General features: G+C 64.2%; 20 protein-coding genes and 1 tRNA gene. 12 read left to right on the forward strand and 9 right to left on the reverse strand.

Translation table 11 applies throughout. From position 1 onward, the window contains the following. Positions 1 to 1320, forward strand: a complete 1320-nt coding sequence (locus tag ISS97_RS06205) for an ABC transporter permease (RefSeq protein ID WP_379987125.1) — start codon at positions 1 to 3, stop codon at positions 1318 to 1320. A 134-nt stretch (positions 1321 to 1454) separates the two neighbouring features. Here the strand turns inward: ISS97_RS06205 and ISS97_RS06210 are convergent, their stop codons facing one another. Further along, entirely contained in the window at positions 1455 to 2897 is a 1443-nt protein-coding gene (locus ISS97_RS06210; protein ID WP_379987124.1) for an MFS transporter, read from the reverse strand. Positions 2898 to 3008: 111 nt separating this feature from the next. Here ISS97_RS06210 and ISS97_RS06215 point away from each other — a divergent pair, with 111 nt between their 5' ends. After that, complete coding sequence (locus tag ISS97_RS06215) at positions 3009 to 3884, forward strand: LysR family transcriptional regulator (RefSeq protein ID WP_379987123.1); 876 nt, start codon at positions 3009 to 3011, stop codon at positions 3882 to 3884. 47 nt (positions 3885 to 3931) lie between these two features. On the opposite strand, the gene ISS97_RS06220 is transcribed toward ISS97_RS06215, so the two are convergent. The 3 genes from ISS97_RS06220 to ISS97_RS06230 all read right to left on the reverse strand — a co-directional run bounded on the left by ISS97_RS06220 (position 3932) and on the right by ISS97_RS06230 (position 7011). Next, complete coding sequence (locus ISS97_RS06220) at positions 3932 to 5344, reverse strand: short-chain fatty acid transporter (RefSeq protein WP_379987122.1); 1413 nt, start codon at positions 5342 to 5344, stop codon at positions 3932 to 3934. A 147-nt stretch (positions 5345 to 5491) separates the two neighbouring features. After that, a complete protein-coding gene (yedA, locus tag ISS97_RS06225) occupies positions 5492 to 6412 on the reverse strand; it encodes a drug/metabolite exporter YedA (RefSeq protein ID WP_379987121.1) in 921 nt (306 codons plus the stop codon). Between the two features lie 329 nt (positions 6413 to 6741). Beyond that, the gene (locus tag ISS97_RS06230; protein ID WP_379987120.1) at positions 6742 to 7011 is read right to left on the reverse strand and encodes a hypothetical protein; all 270 of its coding nucleotides are present in this window, start codon (positions 7009 to 7011) and stop codon (positions 6742 to 6744) included. Positions 7012 to 7089: 78 nt separating this feature from the next. On the opposite strand from ISS97_RS06230, the gene ISS97_RS06235 reads away from it, so the two are divergent. Continuing rightward, positions 7090 to 7431, forward strand: a complete 342-nt coding sequence (locus ISS97_RS06235) for a Rieske (2Fe-2S) protein (protein ID WP_379987119.1) — start codon at positions 7090 to 7092, stop codon at positions 7429 to 7431. A gap of 4 nt (positions 7432 to 7435) precedes the next feature. Here ISS97_RS06235 and ISS97_RS06240 read toward each other — a convergent pair whose 3' ends face one another. The 5 genes from ISS97_RS06240 to ISS97_RS06260 all read right to left on the reverse strand — a co-directional run bounded on the left by ISS97_RS06240 (position 7436) and on the right by ISS97_RS06260 (position 14075). After that, entirely contained in the window at positions 7436 to 9253 is a 1818-nt protein-coding gene (locus ISS97_RS06240) for an SLC13 family permease (protein WP_379987224.1), read from the reverse strand. 401 nt (positions 9254 to 9654) lie between these two features. Further along, complete coding sequence (trmB, locus tag ISS97_RS06245) at positions 9655 to 10356, reverse strand: tRNA (guanosine(46)-N7)-methyltransferase TrmB (RefSeq protein WP_379987118.1); 702 nt, start codon at positions 10354 to 10356, stop codon at positions 9655 to 9657. Positions 10357 to 10539: 183 nt separating this feature from the next. Then, a complete protein-coding gene (locus ISS97_RS06250; RefSeq protein ID WP_379987117.1) occupies positions 10540 to 11340 on the reverse strand; it encodes a thiazole synthase in 801 nt (266 codons plus the stop codon). Between the two features lie 45 nt (positions 11341 to 11385). Beyond that, entirely contained in the window at positions 11386 to 11586 is a 201-nt protein-coding gene (thiS, locus tag ISS97_RS06255; protein ID WP_379987116.1) for a sulfur carrier protein ThiS, read from the reverse strand. A gap of 77 nt (positions 11587 to 11663) precedes the next feature. Continuing rightward, a complete protein-coding gene (locus ISS97_RS06260; RefSeq protein ID WP_379987115.1) occupies positions 11664 to 14075 on the reverse strand; it encodes a DUF6600 domain-containing protein in 2412 nt (803 codons plus the stop codon). A gap of 260 nt (positions 14076 to 14335) precedes the next feature. On the opposite strand from ISS97_RS06260, the gene ISS97_RS06265 reads away from it, so the two are divergent. The 9 genes from ISS97_RS06265 (at position 14336) to ISS97_RS06305 (ending at position 26342) form a co-directional block, all read left to right on the forward strand. Beyond that, positions 14336 to 14409 (forward strand) — tRNA-Gly (locus ISS97_RS06265). 57 nt (positions 14410 to 14466) lie between these two features. Next, positions 14467 to 14919: an ATP-dependent zinc protease family protein gene (locus ISS97_RS06270; protein ID WP_379987114.1), complete on the forward strand. Its 453-nt coding sequence runs from the start codon at positions 14467 to 14469 to the stop codon at positions 14917 to 14919. Next, positions 14916 to 15794, forward strand: coding sequence for a 30S ribosomal protein S6--L-glutamate ligase (rimK, locus tag ISS97_RS06275; protein WP_379987113.1), 879 nt, complete (start codon positions 14916 to 14918; stop codon positions 15792 to 15794). Before ISS97_RS06270 ends, rimK begins: the two co-directional genes overlap by 4 nt. Before the next feature lie 317 nt (positions 15795 to 16111). Further along, positions 16112 to 16798, forward strand: coding sequence for a response regulator transcription factor (locus ISS97_RS06280; RefSeq protein WP_379987112.1), 687 nt, complete (start codon positions 16112 to 16114; stop codon positions 16796 to 16798). Next, positions 16782 to 18065, forward strand: coding sequence for a sensor histidine kinase (locus ISS97_RS06285; protein ID WP_379987111.1), 1284 nt, complete (start codon positions 16782 to 16784; stop codon positions 18063 to 18065). Before ISS97_RS06280 ends, ISS97_RS06285 begins: the two co-directional genes overlap by 17 nt. A gap of 610 nt (positions 18066 to 18675) precedes the next feature. Further along, positions 18676 to 22704: an amino acid adenylation domain-containing protein gene (locus tag ISS97_RS06290; protein WP_379987110.1), complete on the forward strand. Its 4029-nt coding sequence runs from the start codon at positions 18676 to 18678 to the stop codon at positions 22702 to 22704. Beyond that, a complete protein-coding gene (locus ISS97_RS06295; protein ID WP_379987109.1) occupies positions 22697 to 24037 on the forward strand; it encodes a glycosyltransferase in 1341 nt (446 codons plus the stop codon). Before ISS97_RS06290 ends, ISS97_RS06295 begins: the two co-directional genes overlap by 8 nt. Next, positions 24034 to 25377 carry a condensation domain-containing protein gene (locus tag ISS97_RS06300; protein WP_379987108.1) on the forward strand — a complete coding sequence of 448 codons (1344 nt, stop codon included), beginning with the start codon at positions 24034 to 24036 and terminating at the stop codon, positions 25375 to 25377. Before ISS97_RS06295 ends, ISS97_RS06300 begins: the two co-directional genes overlap by 4 nt. After that, positions 25374 to 26342, forward strand: a complete 969-nt coding sequence (locus tag ISS97_RS06305) for a glycosyltransferase family 2 protein (protein WP_379987107.1) — start codon at positions 25374 to 25376, stop codon at positions 26340 to 26342. The genes ISS97_RS06300 and ISS97_RS06305 overlap by 4 nt, the downstream gene beginning before the upstream one ends. Positions 26343 to 26344 lie beyond the last annotated feature (2 nt).

Genomic DNA, 26344 nt, shown 5'->3' on the forward strand with positions numbered 1-26344 from the left:
ATGAAATTTTTGATCGGTCTTCTTACCTTCGTGGTCGTCATCGCCGGCGTGGCCTTGTTCCTCTGGCTGCCTTGGCCGGGTCTGCTGATCCTGCTGGTCCTGCTCGGCTTGTGGCTATGGCTGACCCGGCGTGGCCAGCAGACGGCGTCGATCACCGCCGTTGGTGTCAGCACCATGGCGCAGCGCCTGGGTTCTTCTGCCGTCATTGTCATCGGTATTGCCGGTGTGGTCGGTGTGTTGGTGGCGATGTTCGCGATGGCGGAGGGGTATCGCGAAACCCTGCGCCGCACTGGCTCCGAAGACACCGCGATCGTGATGCGCGGTGCTTCGTCGGCGGAGGTTTCCTCCGTGCTCGACCACGACAGCGCCGTGGTTATCGCGCAGGCACCCGGCATCGCCAAAGACGCTAAAGGCAAGCCGATTGCTTCGCCGGAGCTGGTCGTCGCTGCCAACCTGCCGATGAAGGGAGGCAATCCGGAAGAGGATTTCGGCAGCGTGCAGTTGCGCGGCATCGGCGACGAGGCGTGGGAGCTTCGCCCCAACGCGAAGATCATTGCCGGACGCAAGTTCGAACCGGGCAAGTACGAACTGGTCGCCGGTAAGGGCGCACAGCGTCAGTTCGCCGGGCTTGAGCCAGGAAAGGAGATCAAGCTGGGCAACCAGACCTGGACGGTCACGGGCATCTTCGCGTCGAACGACGCCATGGATTCCGAGTTGTGGGGCGATGCGGGTGTGATCGGTCCTGCGTATCGACGCGGTTCCAGTGTGACCACGGTGTTTGCGCGTCTTACCGGTCCTGCCGCCTTCGATCAGTTCAAGGCGGCGCTGACTTCGGATCCGCGTCTGCAAGTGGATGTAACGACGACGCTGGATTACTTCAGCAAGCAGTCCGAAGGCACCTCCAAGGCGATCACCGTCATCGGTATTGTGGTTGGCGCGATCATGGCGATTGGTGCAGTGTTCGGCGCGCTCAATACGATGTTCGCGGCGATCGCCGCACGTGCGCGCGAAATTGCCACGTTGCGGGCGATCGGCTTCCGCGGTCTGCCGGTGGTCATGGCGGTCATGCTGGAGACGATGTTGCTCGCGTTGATCGGCGGTGCGCTCGGTGGTGCGATCGCGTGGCTGGTCTTCAACGGCTATACCGCGTCGACACTGGCGGCTGGTACCACGGGTCAGTTGACGTTCGAGTTCAGGGTGACGCCGGCGTTGCTGTGGGTCGGCCTGAAATGGGCATTGGCGATCGGTTTTATCGGTGGCCTGTACCCGGCCTTGCGCGCGGCGCGATTGCCGGTGACCACCGCTTTGCGCGAGCTGTGACTGAGAACGTTGTGATCGAGAAAGGGGCCGCCGCAAAGCGGCCCCTTTTTTTGTAGGAGCGCATCCTGTGCGCGATAACCAGGCGGAGCGCCGCCTTCAGCGTAGCGAATCGCGCACAGGGTGCGCTCCTACTTTCAATGCTGGCGTGCTGTGGCCGGTATAGGGGCGGCAACCGCCGTTTTCGCTCGCCCAAGCGCCAGCGACAACAGTGTATTGAGCACCAGTGCCGCCACATTGCAGCCCAGCCCCACCGTAAAGGCGTGGGCATAAGCTTCTTCACCAGTGCGCTCGCCCAGCACGCTGTAGAACACGCCACCGATGATCGCTACACCCAAGGCAGCACTGATCTGCAACGCGGTGATCACCATGCCGGAAGCGAGTCCCGCATGGCGTGTATCCACACCGCTGATCACCACACGCATCAAGGACGGCATCGCGATGCCAAAGCCCAGTCCGGCGATCACCAGGCCGGGGATGAGTAGAGCCTCGGGAATCGCGTGCGTCACCGCGGCTACGGCGATACCGAAGCCCCAGGCTTGGCAGGCACAGGACAGCGGCAGTGCGCGATGCTCCAGCTTGTTCATCAGCGGCGCGGCACTCATCGAGCCGACGAAGTAGCCGAGGGTGAAGGGAAGGGTGGCGAGCCCAGTCTCCAGGGCGGTGCGTTGCAGGCCGCTCTGCAGATACACCGCGTATGTCAGAAAGAACGCAGAGGTCAGATAGAAACCCAGCGTGATGAGAATGCCCAGGGAGAAATCACCATGGCGGAACAGTTGTACGTCGATCAACGGTGTTCCGCCACGTCGTGCTACCCGCGCTTCAAAACGGAAGAAGATCGCAAACATCGACAGAGAGGCCGCGAGCATCACGTAGGTCCATGCTGGCCAGCCTTGTTCGCGCCCTTCCACCAGCGGATACACCAGCAGTCCCAATGCCAGCGAGAGCAGGCCAACACCACCCAGATCCAGACGCATCGCCTGTGTTGCACGTGACTCACGCAGCAACCAGGCGCCACCGATCAGCGCCAGGATGCCCACCGGCAGATTGACCAGAAAGATCAACTGCCAGCTCAGGCCCCACCAGTGGGCTGAGATCAGTACGCCTCCCAACAGCTGACCGAGCGTGGCGGCCATACCGAACGTGGCGGCATACAGGCCGAGCGCAATGGGTTGTTCCGCCGCAGGGAACATCACACGGATCGAAGCCAACACCTGGGGCGCCAGCGCGGCGGCAGCGATGCCTTGCAGCATGCGGCCGGCGAGCAGGGCATGCGGCGACCAGGCCAGGCCGCACAACAGCGAAGCCAGGGTGAACCCGGTGATGCCGAGCAGAAACATCCGTCGGCGACCGAACAGATCACCCAGGCGACCGCCGGTGATCAGGAACACTGCATAGATCGCGGAGTAGGCGGAAATCACAAATTGCAGTTGTGCCGCGCTGGTGTGGAGTGCGGTGCGGATGGACGGCAGCGCCACGTTCACGATGAAGAAATCCAGCGGCGGCAGGAAGGCGCCGATCAGCAAAACAGGCAAAGCCAGCCAGCGCCGCGGGTCGCCCGCAGCGTCATGCGTCGTCATGGTGTTCTCCGGTGAGGGGCGGGCCGTTTCAGCGGGTGCCCATTCAAAGTCATGGCGGGGATGCTAGTCCCGGCCTAAGATAAGAAAAACTCATGGTCGGATATTTCAGTCATGAATATCGAAAATGGATCGCTCGCTCGGCCGCTGGATCTGGATGCCGTGCAGGCCTTCGTCCTGGTGGCCGATCTGAACAGCTTTACCCGTGCCGCCGAGGCGCTGGACACCACCCAATCCGCCGTCAGCCTGAAGCTGAAACGGCTGGAAGATCGCCTCGGCCGGCGTCTGCTCGAACGCACACCGCGCCGCGTGCGGTTATCGACGGAGGGCGCCGAATTTCTCGGCGCGGCGCGTGCGCTGCTCGATGCGCACGAGCGCGCGGTGAACGGCCACGTCGGCACGCGCATGAGTCTGCGTATTGGCATCAGCGATCAGGCGGCGGGCACCGATCTGCCGACCTTGCTCGCGAAAGTAGGTGCCTACGATCGGACCTTGCGGATCGAGGTGCGCATCGGTCCGTCTTACGGCCTGGTCAATGCTTTCGATCGCGGTGAAGTGGATGCTGCGTTCGTGTGTCGCGATGGCGGGCGCACCGATGGCGAACGCCTGTTCGTGGAGCCGTATGCCTGGTACGCCGTGCCGGACTGGGAGCAGCGCGCGGATGAGCCCTTGCGTATCGCTTCATTGGCGGCACCGTGCACGGTGCGGGCAGGGGCGCTGAAGACGCTGGACGATGCCGGCATTCCCTGGACTGAAGTGTTCGTGGGTGGCGGCTTGCCCGCCGTGGTTGCGGCTGCGTCAGCTGGACTTGCCGTGGCGCCGCTGCCGCGGCGCGTCTGTCCCCCGAATATTGTCGAGGTCGGTGAGCGCCTAGGCTTGCCGCGTCTGCCGTTGACCGAAGTGGTGCTCTATAACCGTGCAAGCGATGTGCGCACGCGGGAGGCGGTGCGGATTCTCGCGGCTGCGTTGCGCGCGGCGACGGGTGGATAAGGGCGTGGTGTCTGGTTAATCGCGCTCCCTGTGCGCGAACCACATCATCAAGGCATCACCGGCGGCACATAAGTCAGCGTCAATCCGAGCAGCCACAGCAGACCAAGCACCAGCGGCACATGCACCACCAGTTGCATAAAGGTGAAGCCGACCACATCGCGTGCTTTCAATCCCAGCACACCAAGCAGCGGCAACATCCAGAACGGGTTGATCAGGTTCGGAAGCGCCTCGGCGGCGTTGTACACCTGTACCGCCCAGCCGAGATGCACGTGAAGATCATTTGCCGCCTGCATCACATAGGGCGCTTCCACCAGCCATTTGCCGCCGCCCGAAGGCACGAAGAAGCCGAGCACGGCCGAGTAGATACCCATCACCAGCGAGAAGGTGTCGGTCGAAGCAATATGCACGAACAGGCCTGACAGCCGATGCGCCAGTGTTTCGTCGGCAAAACCCGGCGCATGCGTAAGCAATGAGGCAATGCCGCCGTACAACGGAAACTGGATCAGCACGCCGGCCGTACTTGGCACTGCGCGCGCCACAGCATTGAGAAAGCTGCGCGGCCGCCAGTGCAGCAACAGGCCTACAGTCAGAAACAGAAAGTTGTAGGTGTTGAGGTTGGCGATCGCGGTCACCGCAGGCTTGGTCGCGAACTCGTAGCCCAGCCAGCCAAGACCGAGCAGGCCGATCAATACCGACAGCAGCGGGCTGTATTCCAGCCACTCGCCGGGTCGTGTGCGCGGTGGCAGCGGTGGAGTGGCGCTCTCGGTGACACCGAAGTCCTGCGCGGTGCGCGCACTTGCGCCCGAGGGTGCGGTGAACCAGCAGATCAATAGCGATACCGCAATCAGCGTGGCGGTCAGCACGATCGACTGCCACAGGAAAATCGTCTGGCTAAATGGCAGGACGCCAGTGATGTTGAGCAGGCCCGGCGGCATGCTCTTCGGGTTTGCCTGCAGCTGCGCTGCCGATGAGGAAAGGCCCATCGCCCATACCGCACCGAGGCCAAGATAGGCTGCCGCGCCAGCCGCACGGTAATCCATGCGCAGGTCTTCGCGTCGCGCGAGTGCACGCACCAGCAAGCCGCCGAATACCAGCGAGAAGCCCCACGACAGCAGTGACGCCAGCATGCTGACCAGGCCGACGTAGCAGATCGCGCCGCGACCGGTGCGCGGCACGCGCGCGAGCAGATCGATGAAGCGCGCGACCACGGGCGCGGTCGCTACCACGTAGCCGCCGATCACCACGAAAGCCATCTGCATGGTGAAGGGGATCAGGCTCCAGAAGCCATCGCCAAAAGCATTCACCGTTACCGTTGGTGTGGCGCCGAAACCTAAGGCTGCAGCCGCCACCACGATCACGCCAAGTGCCGCAAACACCCAGGCGTCGGGAAACCAGCGCTCAGCCCAGGCTGAACTGCGCAATGCCGCGCGCGCCAGTGCACCTTCTTTAGCCGTTTGCATAAGCCGCCTCCCCAAATGGGGCGATGGTCGGCCAATGCCTTGGTGCGGGCAATACGATTTTGGTCGCAAGTAGACGGTAAGCCGCGATAGATGGCTAGTCCTCTTCCCAGGTGGGATTTGACGTCATCTACCGCGGGACGGCGGCTGCTACGTCTTGGTGCGCTGCTTGAACATCGTGATGATGCCGACGCCGACCAGGATGATCGCCATGCCTGCGAGGTCATACGGTCCGACGTGTTCGCCTGCGAACATCACACCGAACAGCACGGCGACCGGTGGATTGACGTACGCGTAGCTGGTCGCCACGGCAGGCCGTGCGTGCTTCAGCACATAGAGATAGGCGCTGAACGCAACGAGCGAACCGAAGACCACCAGATAACCTGCCGCCAGTGTGGCGCGCAGCGTCGGCTGTGCTGGCAGGTGTTCGCCGGTGCCGAAGCCCACCAGCAATAACGCGATACTGGCGCAAAGCATTTGTGCGGCGGTGTTCATCGGTCCCGCTGGCATGTCCTGGCGCTTGCTCCAGATCGAGCCGAAAGCCCAGCTGCCAGCCGCGACGATCAGCGCGATCGCACCCAGCCGCGATGCCGACAGCCCGGTGCCAAGATTCAGGACCACGACACCGGCAAAACCAATCAGCAGGCCGATGCTTTCGCGCCGGCTGGGCCATTGCCCGTACATGCCCGAGAACAGTGCGGCAAATAGCGGCATGCTGGCGACCGCGACCGCCGAGATGCCAGAACTCACACTCTGCTCCGCGAAACACACCAGGCCGTTACCGAAGCCAAGCAGGAGCACGCCGGTAATCGCCGCATTGCGCCATTGAAGCGGCGTTGGAGTGGCAACACCGCGCAGTCGCAGAAAGCCAAACAGCAGCACGCCGGCGCAGAGGAAGCGCACACCTGCGAGCAGGAACGGCGGGTAGCTTTCCAGCGCGTAGCGAATGCCCAGGTAGGTCGAGCCCCAGATGACGTACAGCGCAAACAGCGCGAGCGGAATCAACACGCGCGGATCGGCGAGGGGAGCTGACACCGCGCTGGCGGCGGGTGTGGGAGACGAGTCGGTCATGAGCGAGGACTGGGGAGTAGACATCGCGGCGCGGATGCTCGGACTAGTCTAACGGCTGTCCAAGATAATTCGTGGCGAAGCCCGGCAGTAGTGAGCTCTTTGCAAGACAGACTTGAGATGCGATCAAGGCAGGACGCGTCCCCAGCACGCGGGAGCGTTATTTCCTCGGACTCTATGTGCGGAGTCATCGCTACCCGGAGTCACGCGGCGAATACTGCGCGTGACGGCAATTCGGGGGAGGCTTAGCTGGTTACCTTTGATCTTGCGCCGTCGTGCAGCACCGCGGCTCGGATGCCATCAGGCTAGCAACAGAGATGGAGGGTAGCGGCTTAGTGAGCGGCCGGGCCGGTCTGGCGCAGCACCACGAACTCGCCTTCCAACACTTCCGGCTTGTGCACGCCCGCCGCGGTACGCTTCGCATCACGGCCGCGTGTCCACTGGCGCAGAGCCAGTAGCAAACCGCCGCCGACCAGCAGCACGCTGACCACCACCAGCCCGAACACCAACAGCACGCCTATCACGGCCACGCCCACCAGCAGGGACAGGGCACGGACCAGCGGGTGGCGGGAACGACGCGGAGAAGGCAGCACGAAACGCATGTGTTAAAAATCCGTGTGGTAAAATCAACGACTTACGCGTGCAACGATGGGGCTTTCGGGCCTGAGAGACAAGTGCCGATGGATACAGTAATCCCGATACAGCCCCTTTGCCGACTGGACGATATTCCCGATGGCGAGGCCATTGCCGTAGACGCTTCCCTGCCCGAGGGCGAGGAAAGTCTCATCCTTGTTCGCCGAGGCGAGGCCGCACATGCCTACCTCAATATTTGTCCGCACGCGGGGCGCAGGTTGGACTGGGCGCCCGGGAAATTCCTGTTGAAGGACGGCATCCTGATCTGCGCCGCGCATGGCGCGAGCTTCCAGGCGGGAGATGGTTTGTGTGTGGGCGGACCGTGTCGCGGCGATCGTCTGCGCGCAGTGGATGTGGCCGTAGTGGACGGCGAAGTGCGCCTGGTGTGATTCGTCAGCGGAACATCAGGTTGATCGCCACCAGGGTGATCAACAGCACGATGGCGGTCAGCGGCAGGCCGACGCGCAGGAAGTCCTTGCCGCGATAGCCGCCGGGACCCGCCACCATCATCAGGGCCGGGTGGCCGGAGCTGAGCAGGAAGGTGTTGGACGAGGACACCGCGACGATCAGCGCGTAAGCCGAAGGATTGCCGCCCGTGGCCACCGCCACACTGATCGCGATCGGCACCATCATCACGGTGGCGCCGACGTTCGACATCACCTGCGAGAACATCAGGGTCAGTATCGCCAGTGACAATTGCAGCAGCCACGGTGAGGCGCTGCCCAGATGCTGCAGCACTTCCTGTGCGATCCATGCGGCGGTGCCGGTGGCATCCATCGACCAGCCCAGCGGAATCAGGCAGGCGGTGACGAAGATGGTCTTCCAGTTGATCGCTTTGTAAGCCTCGTCCATGTTCAGCACGCCGGTGAGCAGCATGCCGATGGCGCCGGTCATCATCGCCACGGAAAGGTCGAGGTGAGTGAACAAGGCCAGGCACTTGGCCAGTACAAAGAAGCCCACGGCCTGCCAGATCTTGCCGGGGCGTTGCTCTTCTTTCGGGATGTCGGTGACGACCACCAGGTCCTTATCTTCCGTAGCCAGCCCCAGATCGCGCCAGCTGCTGTGCAGCACCAGCGTGTCACCGGCGCGCAGGCTCACCGAACGCACATCGTCGCGGAACACTTGATCGCCACGATTCACCGCCAGCACCGAGATGCCATAGCGTTTGCGCAGTCGCAGCTCGCCGACACTCTGCTTGATGAAGCGCGAGCTCGGGGGGATCACTGCCTCGGAAATACCGGCGCGAGTCGGGTTGAACAGCTCGCCCAATTGCCGCATGCGTGGCGAGAGTTTGCACAACTGATTGTTGGCGAACTGATTGAGCTGCTCGCGCGGGCCCAGCACACCCAGTACCGAACCCACCCAGATCACATGGTCGACCGGCGGTGCCATGCGCGACTCGGTGCCGCTCTTGATCGCCAGGATCAGTGGTGCGCCGTACAACTGCTCGACTTCACCGATACTCATGCCGACCAGCGGGCTCTCCGCGGTGACCGTCAGCTCGGCCGTTTCGCCGACGATGCCGTAGGTCTCGGCAAAGTAGCTCTCGGTACGACCGGGCGTGACTTTGAGACGCTCGTCCTCACGCTCCGGCAGCAGCTTGCGCGAGAACAGGTAGAAAAACAGCACGCCCGTCAGCGCCAGCACCAGGCCGACCGGGGTAACGCTGAAAAGGCCGAACTTGGGAATCGTGTGCGCGCCCGGTGGCAGGTTCGCGTTGGCGCTGGCGATCAGATCGTTGAGTACGATCAGCGGCGAGTTCGCGATCAGCGTGGTGTTGGTGGCGGTGAGGATGCAGAACGCCATCGGCAGCAACAGCCGCGATATCGGCACGCCGGTACGCGCGGCGAGTCGGCTGGTCACCGGGATCATCAGCGCTGCTAGCGCCTGACTGGGAATCACCGCGCTGAACAGGCTGGTAACCAGGTTGATCACCACGCCCAGGCGCGACTCGACGCCGCGCGCCATGCGCATCACAAAGTTGGCGGTAAGGCCGAGCACGCCGGCGCGGTCCAGTCCCGCGCCCATGATCATGATGGCGATGATCGCGATAACCGCGTTACCGGCGAAGCCGTTGAACACCCGTTCGGAGGGAATCAGGCCGGTGAGGCCGATCACCACCACCACCAGCAAGGCCACCATGTCGGCGCGGATCCACTCCAGCACCAGCATCAGCATGGTGAAGCCCACCAGCCCGAGTACCAGGATCATTTCGGGGGTGAGCGAGAGTCCCACTAGCTGGCGCCCTTGAGAGCCAGCGAACTAAGGTGGATGCGATTGTGCAGTGGTTGCTTCACGCTGCGACGGCTCGTCCCTGTTTAAGCGGCGAGTATAAGCGTGGTGGCGCAAGAGCTGGTGAATCGATGCCTACGCTGTGAGGCGTTGTGCAGTTGCGGCGACGCGTTCGATAGGCATGGTTGCCGGTAGGGGCCCACCCTGTGGGCGACAAATCGGCGGGATCGCCGATTTGCACAGCGAAGCAGCCAAACGGGCGAGGGCCATGCATGGCCGAGTGAAGCGGACGCAAGGGCCGCGCGTGATGTGCAACATCGTGGATTGGCGTCGATACGAAGGCGGTCGCGCACAGGGTGCGCTCGTACCGTCGATAGTGACTATGCCTTGCGGTACAGCAGATCCCACACGCCATGCCCCAGTTTCAGTCCGCGCCGCTCGAAGTGGGTCTCGATGCGCCACTCAGGCTTCTCGGCGTACTGGCCTGGACCAAGTTGATTGCGCCAGTCCGGCGCGGCTTCCATCACTTCAAGCATGTACTCGGCGTACGGCTGCCAGTCGGTGGCCAGATGCAGCAGGCCATCCGGCGCCATGCGCGAAGCGAGCAGAGCGACGAATTCGGGCTGGATGATGCGGCGCTTGTTGTGGCGCTTCTTGTGCCAGGGGTCGGGAAACCAGATGCGCGCCTCGGCCAGTGTGCCGGGGGCGATCTCGTGCTCCAGCACCTCGACGGCATCGTGTTTGTAGAGGCGCACATTGCTCGCATCGCGGGCGGCGAGCGCGTTCATCAGGCGGCCCACGCCGGGGCCATGCACTTCGATGCCGAGATAGTCGCGCGCCTGGTCGTGCTCGCTGGCCCATGCAAGCGCCTCGCCGTTGCCGAAGCCGATCTCCATCACCAGTGGCGCCTGGCGGCCGAAGCGGGCGGCGTAGTCCTGCGCCGTACCGGTGTAGTCGATGCCGAAGCGGGCCCAATGCTCGTCGAACGCCCGCTGCTGAGCAGGTGTCATGCGGCCCTCGCGGAGCACGAAGCTGCGGATGCGGCGCATGTATTCGGGCTTGCTGGCGTCGTCGTGGGTCATGGGAATTCCGGGAGGGAAGCTATAGCTTTTTTGCTCCTCCCCCTGCTCGCGACGCAAAGCTAGTCCCGTGGGACAGGGGGAGGTTGGGAGGGGTAAGCCCTGGAGCCGAGCTTTCACGATTTACGTGAGGGGCTTGACCCCACCCCGACCCTCCCCTGCTGCACGCAGGGGAGGGAGGAATACTCAACCAATCGTGCCGTCGATCGGGCTCGATGCGGAGGCGAAGCGCTTGCGCGGAATGCGCCCGGCGCGGAACGCAGCGCGGCCGGCCTGGATCGCCAGCTTCATCGCATGCGCCATCAGCACCGGATCTTTCGCGCCAGCGATGGCGGTATTCATCAGCACGCCATCGCAGCCCAGCTCCATCGCAATTGCCGCGTCCGAAGCGGTGCCCACGCCAGCGTCGACGATGATCGGTACCTTGGCGTTCTCGATGATCTCGAGCAGGTTGTAGCGGTTCTGGATGCCCAGGCCCGAGCCAATCGGCGCGGCCAGCGGCATCACGGCGACACAGCCGATCTCTTCCAGGCGCTTGGCCAGGATCGGGTCGTCGCTGGTGTAGACCATCACGTCGAAGCCGTCGGCGACCAGGGTCTCTGCCGCCTTGAGGGTTTCCACCACGTCGGGGAACAGCGTGCGCTGGTCGCCCAGCACTTCCAGCTTCACCAGCTTGTGGCCGTCCAGCAGCTCACGCGCGAGCTTGCAGGTGCGTACAGCGTCGACCGCGTTGTAGCAGCCGGCGGTGTTGGGCAGCAGGGTGAATTCTTCCGGCGGCAGTGCATCCAGCAGGTTGGGCTGGCTGGCATCCTGGCCGATGTTCACGCGGCGGATCGCCACGGTGACGATCTCGGCGCCGGCAGCCTGCGAGGCGCGGCGGGTCTCGTCGAAATCCTTGTACTTGCCGGTGCCAGTGAGCAGGCGCGAGCCGTAACTCTGGCCGGCAATGATCAACGGGTCGGTGGTGTCGGGGGTTTTGGTATTCATTACGAGGCCTTGGGGCTGGCGGCGTGGCACGGACAAACGCGAAGATCAGCCACCGCCGATGGCGTGGACGATCTCGATCTGGTCGCCTTCGGCCAGCACCCATGTGATGTGCATGCTGCGAGGGACGATCTCACGGTTCACTTCCACCGCCACGCGGCGGTCGCCGTAGCCGGCTTCCTGCAGCAGTTGGGCGACGGTGGTTCCGTTGGCGCAGTCACGGGGGCTGCCATTGAGCGTGATTTGCATCCGCCTATTGTAGCTGCTGCGGCCTGAGATGCCGGTTCCCCAAAGAAAAAAGGCCCGGCGTGGGCCGGGCCTTTATCTCAGTTGTGCTGTTCGTCCTTGTTGCGTGGACGATGCTCGTCGCGGTTCGCGGGTGGGTTGTTGTGGGGCTGCTCGCGAGGCTGCGGGTTGTTTTGCGGCATGGGCTGCGGGCGCGGCGGCGGCTGATAGGCACGGGGTTCGGGCTGCGGCTCGCGCATGCGGGGCATCGGCTGTTCCATGCGTTGCGGCTGGGGCTGGGGCTCCATGCGCGGTTGCGGCTCGGGACGCTGCTGGGCCTGATAGGCCGGACGCGGCGCCGGGCGTTCGATGCGCTGGTTGTCGAAAGGCGCCGCGTTGCCGATATCACGGCCACGGGGTTGCGGTACCGGCTCGTTGCGAGGTGCGGCCGGGGCTGGCCTCTGCTCAGGCGCGCTTTCCAAACGCGGGTTGCGGGCCTGCGGGTTGTCCTGCGCGCGGTTGTAGTGCGGCACGTCTGGCAGGTTGCCGCGCTGTTGCTGCTCCTGGGCGGCCTGTTGTGCCGCGCGGGCGCGGTCCTCCTGCGCATTGGGTATGTAGCTCACGCCCGGTCGCGGTGCCTGATTTTGTGGGAGTGGCGCGCGGTCGCCGCGATTCGGCAATGCCTCGCGCCCCGCGGCATCCAGGTTGGCGTTCGGATGAGCGAAGCGGGCCGAAGGCAGTTCATTCGGGCGCATGGTCGGGCGATTGCCCGCCGCGTCCTCGGCGCGGCGCATGTCCGCAGCGTTGGGGACGGGCGGCTGTGCCGCAGTGTTGGGCATCTGACGATTACCCACTGGCGGCAGGCGAGCCGGCACCGTGGCTACATTGCCGGCTGCGGGTGCGGTGTTGCCTGGCGCCGGGCGGCCGGGGTTCGCCTGGGTATTGAGCAGGCGAACGTTGGTGGGTGCGGCTATGGCTGCAGGACGCTCAAAGCGGTTGGGGCGTGCATTGTCCGGCCCAGCCAGCGGACGGGTGGCGGCACTCGGCGGCGGGGCGCGGCGGGCGACGACTTCACGCTGAAAGCCGGCAGCCGGCAATGGCCGTGCCTGCGGATTGCGTGGCGGCGCAAAGCTGGCTTGATTCGGACGGATGGCGATACCTCGCGGCAGCACTGGCGCGGCGGCCAGCTGGTGCGGATCGACCTGCACCAGATTGCGCTGCACGTTCTTCGCCGAAGCGAAATTCTGCCCGGACATCGCGGTCAGGCCGCGCGGCGCATCGCGATTCACGTAGGCCATGCGCGGCTGCGGTTGTCCGTTGCGGAAGTAGTTGTACTGGTTGTTGATGTTGTTGATGATCGTGGTGTGGTTGTAGGTGTTGTGGACGTTGATGTTGGTGACGTTGACGTTGGTGTAATAGTTGCGGCTCGCGCGGTACCAAGGGTTGTAGACCTCGCGCGGACCCAGCGGGAACCAGCCCACCGGTGCGCCGCCGCCGATCCCGATCGACACGCTCCAGTTGTTGCCGCCGACAAAGGCCACCAGCGCCGGCGCATAGACCGGACGCACTGCGATCGGTCCCGGTACCCAACCCCAATTGCCGCGCACATAGGCCCAGCGTCCGTAGTGATAAGGCGCGAAGCCCCACGGTGAGTCGTCCACCCAGGTCCAACCCCATGGCCCCACATAGGCCCAGTGGCCGGTGCGGTAGGGCGCCCAGTCGACGGCAACGTGGGCCGGGTACCAGACGGCGCCGTAGTCGGGGTCGTCGCGCCAGTCGCCGTAGTTGTCCAGATCCTGATAGCCCACGACTTCTTCCGAAACATAGCGGCGGGTCGGCGACTGCTCGTAGCGTTGATCGCGCTGGTAGCACCAGTCGTCGAAGGCATCGCCGCGGCCACCCATATCGCTGAGCGTCACATTGTTGAGGGAGGAGTCGCCGAACTCATAGCGCGTACCGGCATCCACCTGGCGCTGAGCATTGTTCTCGCCGTAAACCATGGCGTGACCGCGGAAGGCGGTGACTTCCGTCGTGCGGCCATCGCGGTCGACGTCCACACGAAAGGTGCCGGGCTGGTCGACCACCAGGGCCACGGTCGGCGTGTCGATTTCGTAGCTCTGCCCCTGGCTCAGATTGCGTATGGCGAGATTGAGCGAGCCCTGGGTCAGTTCGACCTGGGCCATCTGATCGTTGAGATCGAGAAAGCCGAAATCGGTGCCCTCGGCCATGCGCAGGCTGCCGCCGCCGAGCTCAAGCTCGGCCCGGCCGCCCTGGCCGGTGGAAAGACGGTCGCCGGTAGTCAGCGGGCGATTGACGCTGGCGTCGCTCCAGTCCTTGGACCCGGAGGGAAGCAGGCCCAGATCGCCGGACATATAGGAAAGACGCGCGACGCGCGACGGCGGGTCGCCCGCGTCGCTATCCGTTTGTGCCTGCGCCAGGCCGGCCGCGCAGCACAGAAGTGACGTGGCCAGCAGCGGCAGGGCGCGCAGAAGAGTACGGGAGTAGATGCGCATGACGTGCTCCATGAACGCGATGCATTTGGTGAGGTCCGTCCGGAGAAACGTGTGTGGGGTACCGGGCGCTGACGGCCCGATTATGCGCACGCGTTTTTCTGTGCAGCGCGTGTTGACCCGCTTCGTCGGAGGAGCGATTCAGCCGGCCGCCATGTGCGGTTCACCACGCATTAGGCTGTGCCTCAGCGATGGCAAAGCATCAGTACCGGCGAGGGATGGTTCCAAACTCCGCGGGTCCCGGGTTACCATCCGCCGACGTTGCGGGTGTAGCTCAATGGTAGAGCTGTAGCTTCCCAAGCTACTGACGAGGGTTCGATTCCCTTCACCCGCTCCAGCTCCGCTCCGTTCCCCACTGAGCCCTCCTTCCCCCGAAACCCTGCGTGCGCTGAAGATGGCGGATGTGATTACCCTCGGTTGGCGGGAGCGCTTGGCATTGCCAGAGCTCGGCATCGCCACCCTCAAGGCCAAGCTCGATACCGGCGCGCGCAGCAGCTCGCTGCACGTCGACACGCTCGATAGTTTCGAGCGCGACGGCGCCATCTGGCTGCGTTTCACCGTCAGCACAGGACGCAAGCATCGCTTGAGTGTGCAATGCGAAGCGCCGGCACTCGATCGCCGCGTGGTGACCGATACCGGTGGCCGGCGTACCGAGCGCTGGTTCATCCGCAGCGAGGTGTCGCTGGCCGGCCAGCGTTTCAGCGTCGACATCAATTTGACTGACCGCCGCCATATGCTGTTTCCCATGCTGCTTGGCCGTACGGCCTTGCTGGGCCGCTTCGCGGTGGATCCGGCGCTCTCCTATACCCAGCCGCGGGCTTTGCCCGCGGTCACGGATACCCCATGAAGATAGCCATTCTTTCCCGCAATACCCGTCTGTATTCCACCCAGCGGCTGGTGGAGGTGGCGCGCGAGCGCGGCCACGTTGTCCGCGTGCTCGATCCGCTGCGCTGTTATGTGCGCATCGCGCCGGGGGATGTGGCGATCCGCTACAAGGGCAAGCCGCTGCGCGACATCGATGCGGTGATCCCGCGTATCGGCACCACCAGCACCTTCTATGGCACTGCGGTGCTGCGGCAGCTGGAAATGATGGGCGTGTACACACCCAACCCGTCCGACGCGGTGCTGCGCGCGCGCGACAAACTGCGCGCCTTGCAGATCCTGGCCGCGCAGGGGCTGGATATGCCGGTCACCGTGTTTGGCGATAACCCGGACGATACCTCCGACGTACTGGCCATGCTCGGCGACCCGCCGCACGTGATCAAACTCAACGAAGGCAGCCAGGGCACCGGTGTGGTGTTGGCCGAAAAGCGCAGCGCCTCACAGAGCGTGATCGAGGCCTTCCGCGGCCTCTATGCCAACTTTCTGGTGCAGGAGTTCATCGGCGAAGCCAACGGCAGCGATCTCCGTTGCTTCGTGGTGGGCGGCAAGGTGGTCGCCGCCATGCAGCGCGATGCCAGCCCCGGCGAGTTCCGCGCCAACCTGCATCGTGGCGGCACCGCGTCGGCCGCCGAGCTCAGCGCCGAAGAAAAGCAGATCGCGGTGCGCGCGGCCAAGGCGCTGGGACTGGGCATCGCCGGTGTCGATCTGCTGCGTTCCAAGCGCGGCCCGTTGATCCTGGAAGTGAACGCCTCGCCCGGCCTCGAAGGCATCGAGGCGGCCACCGGCGTGGACGTATCCGCCCACATCATCAAGCACCTGGAACAGCGCGCGAAAAAGTGACGCGGTCGTCGTGCGTCGTACCCGTGCTGAACGGTTAACAGCGAAGTGAGTACGGGTTAACTCCACCGTAACTCCACCCGCCCTATAAAGTCCCCACTGCAATTTGCTCGGCACTTCAACCGCTAAGGTCTAGTGACAGCAGATTACGGTATCGGGGCAGTAGCTTGGGCCCGGACGCAGCGACCTCGTCGCGTGCCCGGGCCTTTTTCTTTGCCGGCATTCAGCTAGTCGTTCACCCAGCGCCACCTACCGCGATGCAAGCTTGTTAAGCTTGACGCCATGGCCGGCTGGGTGCCGGCGGCGACACGGAGTGGCGTATGCGCGTACTGGTGATCGAAGACAACAGCGATATCGCTACCAATATCGGTGATTACCTGGAAGATCGCGGCCATGTGGTCGATTTCGCCGGCGACGGCGTGACCGGGCTGCACCTTGCGGTAGTTCATGATTTCGACGTGATCGTGCTGGATCTGACTTTGCCCGGCATGGACGGCCTGGATGTCGCGCGCAAGCTGCGCCACGAGGCACACAAGCAGACTCCGGTATTGATGCTGACCGCGCGCGACGCGCTGGAACAAAAGCTCACCGGTTTCGAGTCCGGCGCCGACGACTACATGACCAAGCCGTTCGCGCTGCAGGAACTGGCCGCGCGTCTCGAAGTGCTGGCGCGCCGTGGCAAGGGTCCGCAGAGCCGCGTGCTGAAAGTGGCTGACCTCACCTACAACCTGGATACCTTGACTGTCACCCGTGAAGGCAAGTCGATCCAGCTCAACCCGATCGGTCTGAAGCTGCTGCAAGCCCTGATGGAAGCCAGCCCTTCGGTGGTCACGCGACAGGATCTGGAGCAGCGCGTGTGGGGCGAGGAATTGCCCGACAGCGACAGCCTGCGCGTACACATCCACGGCCTGCGCGCGGCGATCGACAAACCTTTCGACAAGCCGCTGATCCACACGCGGCACGGTATTGGGTATCGCATGGTCGAGCCGGATGCGGTCCAGGCGTAAGCTTCGTTTTCGTCTGGTCGTCTCGTTCGCGCTGTTCGGTTTTGGCCTCAGCGCGCTGTTTGCCGTGGCGTCGCTGGATATCCGCACACGGGTGGAAAATCAGCTGATCACTTCGAGTCTTCAGGACGAGGTGGATCACCTGAATACACAAGTTCTGGAGCACCCGGATCGAGCGCCTGCGTTCGACATTGTGAAGGCGGCCTCGTGGAGCGACCGCACCATCTATAAAGCACCGTTGACCTGGCAGAACCTGGATACCGGTGTCCATGATGTTTATGAAGCCGGCCCCGACGGGCGCCAGCGTCATTACAAGCTCGCCGTACGTCGCAAGGACGGCATTATCAGCTTCCTGCAATACGACGTTTCACGCGATGAGCTTGGCAAGCGGCAACTATTGCTTGCCGTTATCGGTGCGGTTTTCCTGTTTGGCCTGCTCTCGCTCGCCCTTGGCCTGTGGCTGTCGCGCAAAGTGCTCAAACCGGTAACGCAGCTGGCGGAACGCCTACGCCATTTCCGTAAAAACGGCAAAGCCGAGCCGCTGGCACCGCATTTCGCTGACGACGAAGTCGGTGAGCTAGCCCTGGCGCTGGACGAATACTCCAATCGCCTCACCGCCATGGTGGAGCGCGACCGCGAGTTCAACTCCGATGTGAGCCACGAATTGCGCACGCCGCTGGCGGTGATCGCCAGCACCACGGAATTGCTGCAAGGCTCGCCCGATCTCACCGACAAACTGCGCGAGCGCCTCAAGCGTATCGAGCGTGCATCGCGCCAGGCGACCGAGATGATCGAAGCGCTGCTGCTGCTGTCGCGCGCGGAGCGTCGTGGTCCCACGCGCGGTGAAACCACCGAGGTTGCCAAGGTCGCGTCGGATGTGATCGAAAGCCAACGCCCGCAGATGCGCGACAAGCCGCTGGAAGTGGAGCTGGTGGTGCACTCATCGCTGAGCGTCAACGCGCCCGCGTCGGTGCTGTCCGTCGCGCTCACCAATCTGATTGGCAACGCCATCAAATACACGCTCGAAGGCACGGTGACCGTACTGGTGGAGAAGGACCGCATCGACGTGATGGATACCGGTCCGGGCATCAAGCCGGAAGACGCCGAGCGCCTGTTCCAGCGGGGTGTCCGTGGTGAGGGCGCGGGCGGCAGCGGCGCGGGGCTGGGGCTGGCCATCGTGCGCCGCCTGTGCGAACTCTACGGTTGGGACGTGTCCATGCGTCCGCGCGCCGACACTAATGGCGCCATCGCCAGCATCGTATTTCAATAATATTTCGCTCGGTGCGGGGCGCCGGGCGCATGCGTTTTTAAATGCATTAATCGGTTGACAAGCATTTCATGTTTGATCTGTTAATGCGTTTAGATAATCCGTTCCTTGACGCGGATTTCATCTAGTTGAAAATGGTGTGTATTGATCCGAATCGTCGTTCGGTAACATTTCACCATTAATTCCGCATTTCGAGAAACAAATACTGCTGCGTTGCACAAAGCGTGACGCAATGCACGCTTGCCCCCGTGGACAAATTCCAGGTCCGGCATGGACACTCATTGCCGAGAGCGGTTAGGGGCCTTTGTTTCCGCGTATCTCCATCTACGCTAGGCGGAATCCCCATTCCGTTATCGAGTGATAATCCAGTGAACGGTCATGCCTGATGTCGGCGCCTGAAAGGTGGCGATGCGGACGGCTGCGCATATAGAAAAATAATGTCACGCGGGATTTTGAAACTTGGCCGATATCGGCCAGGGCGGCCGTGTTCGGCCGCGATTATGGGCGGGATTCCCGGCCAAGGCTAATCCAGAGTCCGGGCAAATACAGCCGGTAATTGTTTTTCGCGGCGCAGTGGATGCGTGCGGCGATGGCGGTGACAGGAGGTAATGCGATGAATGACAAGCGCGACGATACCCTGCCTTTGACGACCGCTCAGCGCGGCCTGTGGGTGAACCACAAAATAGACGCCGGCGGCGCGATCATGAATATCGCCGAGGCCGTGGAAATCTGCGGGCCGATCGAACCGGGGCTGTTTCGCCACGCGCTACATCGCCTCGCCGATGAGGCCGAGATGATGCGCACTCATATTGTTGAGCGCGACGGCAAGCCGAGGCAGGTGATCCGTCCGGTCTATCCGGGCAACTTCCCGTTCTTCGACATGAGCGCCGAGGCAGACCCGCGCGCGGCGGCCGAAGCCTGGATGCAGGATGAGTTCTCGCGGAACCCGGACCTGGAGCAGGACCCGTTATGGGCCAGCGCTTTGTTCAAGCTGGCCGACGAGCGCTACGTCTGGTATCAGCGCGCGCATCACATCGTGCTCGACGGCTATGGCGGGGGGCTGTTGGCGCGGCGCTTGGCGGAGCTGTACACGGCCTTGGTGGAAGGGCGCGAGCCCGTGCCGTGTGAGTTCAGCCCCGCGGCAACTGCCGTCGAGATGGAAACCGCGTACCGCCACTCGGATCGCTTCCGCCGCGATCGCGAGTACTGGATGGAGCAGCTGGCCGGGCTGCCCGAGGCAGTCACCCTGTCGCGTCACCGCCATCGTCCTGGCCTGGGCGACCGCCTGTGTCGCAGCACGGGTTACCTGCCGCCGGAAACGGCGCGGCGGCTCAGCGAGCTGGGCAAAGCGACGGGTGCGAGCCTGCCGCAGGTCCTGATCGGTCTGGTAGCGGCGTACTACCACCGCGTCACTGGCGCAGACGATCTGGTCTTCGGTATGCCCGTGTCGGCGCGGCTCAACGCCGCAGCGCGCCAGGCACCGGGAATGTTTGCCAACGTGGTGGCGATTCGCCTGCATTTCGCGCCGGGCATGACGGCCGCTCAGTTGTTCGAGCAAGTGTCGCGCGTCGTGCGGCAGGCGCTGCGTCACCAGCAGTACCGCTATGAAGATGTGCGTCGCGATCTTGCGCAAGTCGGCCAGGGGCGCAGCGTGGCCTGGCTGGGAATCAATATCGAACCTTTCGATTATCAGCTCGATTTCGCTGGCGCTGGCACGGTGTCGCACAACCTGTCGAACAGTTCGGCGGAAGACTTGATGGTGTTCGTCTACGACCGCGGCACGGATTCCGGCCTGCGGTTCGACCTGGACGCCAATCCATTGCTGTACGGCATGGAGGAGCTGGATGAACACCTGCGCCGCCTATGCCGCCTGATCGAGAGCGTGCTGGCCGATCCGTCCGTGCCTTTGCAGCAGGTCGATCTGCTGGGCGAGGAAGAGCGGCATCGTCTGTTGGTGGTGTGGAATGACACGGCCGGGCCGGTCGAACCGGTCGGCTTGCCGTCACGTGTCGCGCGGCAGGCCGCGCTGACACCCGATGCACCCGCGGTAATTTTCAGCGACATCGTGTTGAGCTATCGCGAGCTGCACCAGCGGAGCCTGCGCCAGGCGCGGCAACTGCTCGCCGATGGCATCGAACCCGGCGACATCGTCGCGGTAGCGTTGCCGCGTAGCGAACAGTTGTTGATCGTGCTGCTGGCCATCATGCGCACCGGTGCGGCTTATCTGCCGATCGACCCGGATGGTCCGGCCGAGCGCATCGCCTTGGTGCTGGACGACGCGGCGCCGATTGCCCTCATAGCGACCAGCGAGATCCACGGTCGCCTGGCCGTAGGCGGCGTAGCGCGGCTGTTGCCGGAGCAGGTCGACGCGTCCGCGTTGGATCAGCCGCAAGACGCAGATTTCAGTCGGCCTGACGGTATTGCCTATGTGCTCTATACCTCCGGTTCGACCGGCCGCCCCAAGGGCGTGGAGGTGACGCACGGCAATCTCGCCAACTTTCTGCAGGGCATGACGCTGCAGCTCAAACCCACCGCCGGCGACCGTTTCCTGGCCGTCACCACGGTGATCTTCGACATCGCGGGACTCGAGCTGTACCTGCCGCTGACGGTAGGCGCCTGTGTCGTGATGGCTGGCAACGGTGCCGCACAGCAGCCGCTGGAATTGGCGCGCCTGATCCAGCGCAGCGGCGTTACGCATGTGCAGGCCACGCCTTCGCTCTGGCGCATCTTGCTGGCCAGTCCGGAAACTCAGCTGACACAGGTGCATGCGCTGGTCGGCGGCGAGGCCCTCAGTGCGGAACTCGCCGCGCGGCTCAAGGCCGCCGCAGCACGGGTGACCCAGTTCTACGGTCCTACCGAAACGACGGTGTGGTCGACGGCATGCGAGCTCGAGGAGATCGGTTCCGGCACGCCGCCGATCGGACGCCCCATTCTCAACACCCGCCTGTATGTCCTGGATGCCGCGCGAAAGCCGGTGGTGACAGGCGCCATCGGTGAGTTGTGCATCGGCGGCGCGGGAGTGGCCAAGGGATATCTGCATCGTCCGCAGTTGACCGAAGAACGTTTTCCGCTCGATCCCTTCGCCGGCGACGGCAGCCGCATGTATTGCACGGGCGATCTGGTGCGCTGGCGCGACGATGGACTGCTCGAATTCATCGGGCGCGTCGATACCCAAGTGAAGATTCGCGGGCACCGCGTTGAATTGGGCGAGATCGAAAGTTTGTTGGCCAAGCACGTCGCGGTCGCCGCCGCGGCGGTGACCGCGACGTGCGATGCCAGTGGCACGGTGGCGTTGGCCGCCTATGTCGTGCCGCGCGAAGCCTTCGTGCTGGATCTCGACGAGTTGCGTGTGTTTCTGGGCCGCCGGCTGCCGGAGCACATGCTGCCAAGCAGCTTCACCGTGCTGGACGCCATGCCGCTGACACCCAGCGGCAAGCTCGACCGTCGCGCGCTGCCGGCGCCGGACCGTGCCGGCAGCGCGGCTTTCGTCGAGCCCGGTACCGCCATCGAACGCAAGTTGGCCGGGTTGTGGCAGCGTCTGCTGAGCGTCGAGCGGGTGGGCCTGCACGACAATTTCTTCGAACTCGGCGGAGACTCGCTGACCGCCATGGAGATGGTGGCGAGCTTCCCCGAGGAGTTCGGCATGGAGTTGCCCTTGGCTAGCCTGTTCGAAGCCTCCACGGTGGCCAGCCTCGCGGCCTTTATCGAACGGCTCAACGGCGGGCACGACGATCCGTTGGGTCAGATACTCGTGTTGCGCGCGCCACCCAAGTTGCGCGAGGTTGGCAAGGCGCAGCCGCGGCCGCTGTTCTGCATCCACCCGATCATGGGACTCAGCCTGGGCTTCTCCAGCCTGCTGCGCCATCTGGATCCCGCTGTGCCGGTATATGGTCTGCAGTCGCGTGGCCTGCGCGGGGACACGCGGTTGCCGGGTAGCATCGAGGAAGTGGCAGCCGATTACCTGACGCAGATCCGGAGCATCCAGCCGGAAGGGCCGTACCGGCTGGTCGGGCGTTCGCTAGGCGGCCTGATCGGCCACGCCATTGCCGGGCAGTTGCTGGCCATGGGCGAACGGGTAGAGCTGCTGGCCATGATCGACAGCTACCTGTTCACGACCAGCGAGCGCTCCCGGCCGCGCGAAGAAGCCAAGGAAGTACGGGCCGCCCTGAGTTTCCTCGGGCTGCACCATCACGCGCGCGAGAACGCGCCGCAGACCCTCAAGGAGCTGGCCGCCCTGCTGCTGCATGGCTATAACGCGCGCTCGATCCCGCTGGTGCAGGAGATCATCAAGAGCCATCCGCAGTTCATCGAGCACTTGTTCGCAGTGATGCGCAACAACCTGGATCTGGCGCGGCAATACGCGCCGCACAGGGCGGATCTGGATCTGCTCTATTTTCACGCTACCCAGAGCGAAGGCGACCTGGAGGGGATCCTCGATCATCGGCCCTCGGCGTGGCGGCCCTTTATCGCGCGGCGCATCGAAGTGCATGAGCTGGCCTGCCACCACGAGGCGGTATTGGATCCCGCATCGGCGGCGCAGATCGGCACGGTCCTGCGGCACCGCCTGTCCGACATTCTGGAGGAGCGCTTGCCAGCCGCACCGCCGGCGGGGCAGCCGGATTTCGCCGCGGTGTATGCCTGAGCGGGCGGCGGGCATGCATAAGCCCATCGTGATCTTCACTATCGGCACCCAGGGCGACGTGCGGCCTTGCGTGGCGCTGGGGCAGGGGCTGCGCCGCGCGGGGTATCCGGTGCGCATCGCGACCAGCGGCAACTTTGCCGGGCTGGTGCGCGAGGCGGGACTGGAGTTCTTCCCGCTGACCGCCGATTTCCAGGCGATGCTGGAGACCGACCGCAGCATCGCCGATCAGGGCCTGGACCTGCGTGCGATGGCGCGCATCTTCCGCGAGCGCTATGCGCAATGGGCCGTGCACTGGGTCGATGAAGGACTGGCGGCGAGCGAGAACGCCGGCCTGCTGATCGGGGTGAGCAACAGCACCTTGTTGGCCAAGGCCCTGTCCGAACGGCGCGGAGTGCCTTTCGCGATCGCGCGGCTGCAGCCGTTGACGCCTTCGCGCCTGCTGCCGCCCATGGTGCTGAGTGGTTCGCGCGAACGCCTGCCCGGCGCGCTCAGTCTTGCAGCACATCACCTGCTCTATCTGCTGGTGTGGCATGTGATGCGTCCGGCGATCAACGACATCGTGCGACCGCGGCTGGGCCTGCCTCGCTATCCCTGGCACGGTCCTTATCTCGGGCGCGGGGCGTTGGACGCCAAGGTGATCAACGGCTTCAGCCGGCACGTGCTGGCGCGGCCGACAGATTGGCCAGACAGCTCCCAGGTCACCGGCTACTGGTTTTTCGATCCGCCGGCATGGACCCCGCCGACCGACCTTGGCGACTTCCTCGCCGCAGGACCGAAGCCGGTTTATATCGGTTTCGGCAGCATGGTCAGTAATCAAGCTGCGGCGTTCACCCGCACCGTGCTGGACGGCGTGCGCAAGAGCGGCCAGCGCGCGGTGTTCGCCGCCGGTTGGGGCGGCCTGGACATCGCCGAAGGGGTGCTGGACGAACAAATCTACGGCCTGCGCCAGGCGCCGCACGACTGGCTGTTCCCGCGTATGGCCGCTGCTGTGCATCACGGCGGCGCGGGTACGACGGCGGCGGCCGCGCGCGCAGGCATTCCCTCGGCCATCGTGCCCTTCTACGGCGACCAGCCATTCTGGGCGCGCTGCCTGCAGCGTCGTGGCGTGGCACCACCTGCGCTGGATCGCGAGCATCTGGACGCGAACGCCGTGGCGGCGGCGCTGGCCGCGATGCGGCAGCCGTCCATGATCGAGGAAGCGGCGGCGCTAGGCCGAGCGGTACGTGCGGAAGATGGCGTGGGCGAGGCGCTGCGTCAGTTGCGGCGCTGGGGCTTGCTCGGCGAGCCGGCCGCCATCGAAGCATCCCAAGGACAGGCATGGAGCGTGGCATGACGGCTAGGCGTCCCTTCACGTTGTTCGAGCGCGGCATGTATTTGGACGGCCAGCGACCCGTCGCCCTGGTGCTGCCGGCAACCCTGGCCGGCGCACTGGATGAGGAGCGCTTGCGCCTTGCCCTGGATCGCGTGCAGGCCCGGCACGCGGTGCTGCAATGCCTGGTGGAGCACGCCGCCGACGGGCATCCCTGGTTTGTGCAGCAGGCAACACCTCCGCCCATCGCTCTGCGTATCGTTGAGCGACAGACCGAAGACGATTGGCAGGCGCAGGCACGCCTCGAGTGCGAGCGCTTGTTCGACGGGCAGCGCCAACCGCTGGTTCGCCTGGTCTGGCTACGCGGTGCAGAGCGCAGCGAGTTGTTGCTGAGCTGCCATCACTGCATCTGCGACGGCCTGTCGGCCGTGGGATTGATGCACGACATCCTCACTGTCTGTGGTCGGCCCCATTCGAAACTCGGGCGCCGTTTCGCGCTGGGCAACAGCGAAGATATCGTGCCGCCCGAGGCGCAGGGCGACCGTTGGCTGCAGCGACGCGCGCGCTGGAAGGCTGCACTGTTCGCATGGCTGATCCGCCTGCAGCGGATCGGCCCGCCGTTGAGTTACGGTCCAGCGTATACCTTGCGCTGGTCGATCGAGCCCGCGGCGACGCAGGCGCTCGTGCGGCGTAGCAAGCAGGAAGGCGTCAGCGTGTTTGCGACCCTGAGCACCGCTTTCATGCTGGCCTGCTGGTCGGTGCGCGGCGCCCGCGGCGTGGACAAATTCGTTGCGCCGGTCGATGCGCGACGTTACCTGCCGGCACTGCAAGGCGGCGCGCTGTTCACGATGGCACCGACGGTGCAGCTGTCGTTCGGTAGCCGCAAAACCCTGGCCGAGATGGCTGATTTCTGGGCTCTGGCGCGGGCCTTGAACGACGATATGCGTCGCAAGATCGACCGCCTGGCGCCCATGGTCTATGAGCGCCTGCTTGGCCTCGAAAGGCTGCATCCGCTGTTCGATCGCCTGATCGCCTATTCGCGATCGCGGCGAAGCGGCCGCAATGTCTCGCTGTCTTACCTGGGGCGGCTGGACGCCTCGACGCAGGACTACGGCAACCTCCACCTGGAAGCCATTCATGCTCCCTCGGCGCTGCTGGAGCCTACGCCCGCGAACCTGATCACCATCGTGGCTTTCGCAGAGCGGCTGGATATCGCTTTCATTTCGGATGAGAGTTCGCTTCCGCGCGCGCAGGCGGTGCAGATCCGCCAACTGGCGATGGAGCTGCTGCAGACCGCCATCGCATTGCCGGCTTCGGTCGCGTCCGGCATGAGTGCCGGCCCCTTGCCCGTGGAGAGCTTATGAAGCGCTACGGCCTGATCTTTGTGCTCTACCACCCCACCGAAACGTTCCTGCGCAATCTGGATAAAGCCGCGGCGGCGGGGCAGAACCTGATCGCCGTGGACAACTCGCCGCAGCCTGATCTGGCGCTCTACGAGTTGTTGCGGCAGCAGGGCATGACGGTGCTGCACAACGCCAATCGCGGCGGACTTGCGGGAGCCTACAACCGCGGTGCCGAGATGCTGCTCGAGCGCGGCTGCGAGGTGATCTTCCTGCTCGATCAGGATTCGGATATCGGCGAGAACTTCTTCGGCGCGATGATGCAGGCGTGCGAATGCATGGAACGCGAGGAATTCATCCTCGGCCCGAAGATCTACGAGATCAACCTCGAAAAATTCATGGTGGTGCTGTCACCCGGACGACGCTGGCCCAAGCTGATGAAGATGAGCGAGCCGACGGAAGGCCTGTTCGAAACTCTGTTCGTGATTTCCTCGGGCTCGGCGATTTCGGCGCAGGCCTATCGCCGCCTGGGCGCATTTCGCGAAGACTATTTCATTGAGTACATCGACATCGAATATGGACTGCGCGCCAACAGTCAGGGCATCCCGGTCTATATGAATGCGGCGGTGACGATGCGTCAGACCACGGGTGATATCGAGCGTCACGGCCGCATGTTCACCACCAATCATGCGGCCTGGAGGCGCTACTACGGCGCGCGCAACGGTGTTTTCACCCTGCGCATGTATCGGTCGCATTGGGCGCTGCATTGGCTGGGCGGCCTGCTGGCCCTGCATCAGTCGCTCAATGTCCTGCTGTTCGAGCCACAGAAACTGCGCAAGTTGCTAGCGGTCGCCTGGGGCTACCTTGATGGACGTCTGGGGCGGCTTGGTACGTTCGAAAGCCTGCATCCGCGTATCGCCTCGTTCTGCAGAAAGATGCCGACGCAACGCGAAACGTTGGCCGGTGGCTCGTCGGTCGCGGCGGAATAGCG

Origin of the sequence: Dyella koreensis (assembly GCF_044904565.1) — a bacterium.
In the GTDB taxonomy this organism is placed as follows: domain Bacteria; phylum Pseudomonadota; class Gammaproteobacteria; order Xanthomonadales; family Rhodanobacteraceae; genus Dyella_D; species Dyella_D koreensis.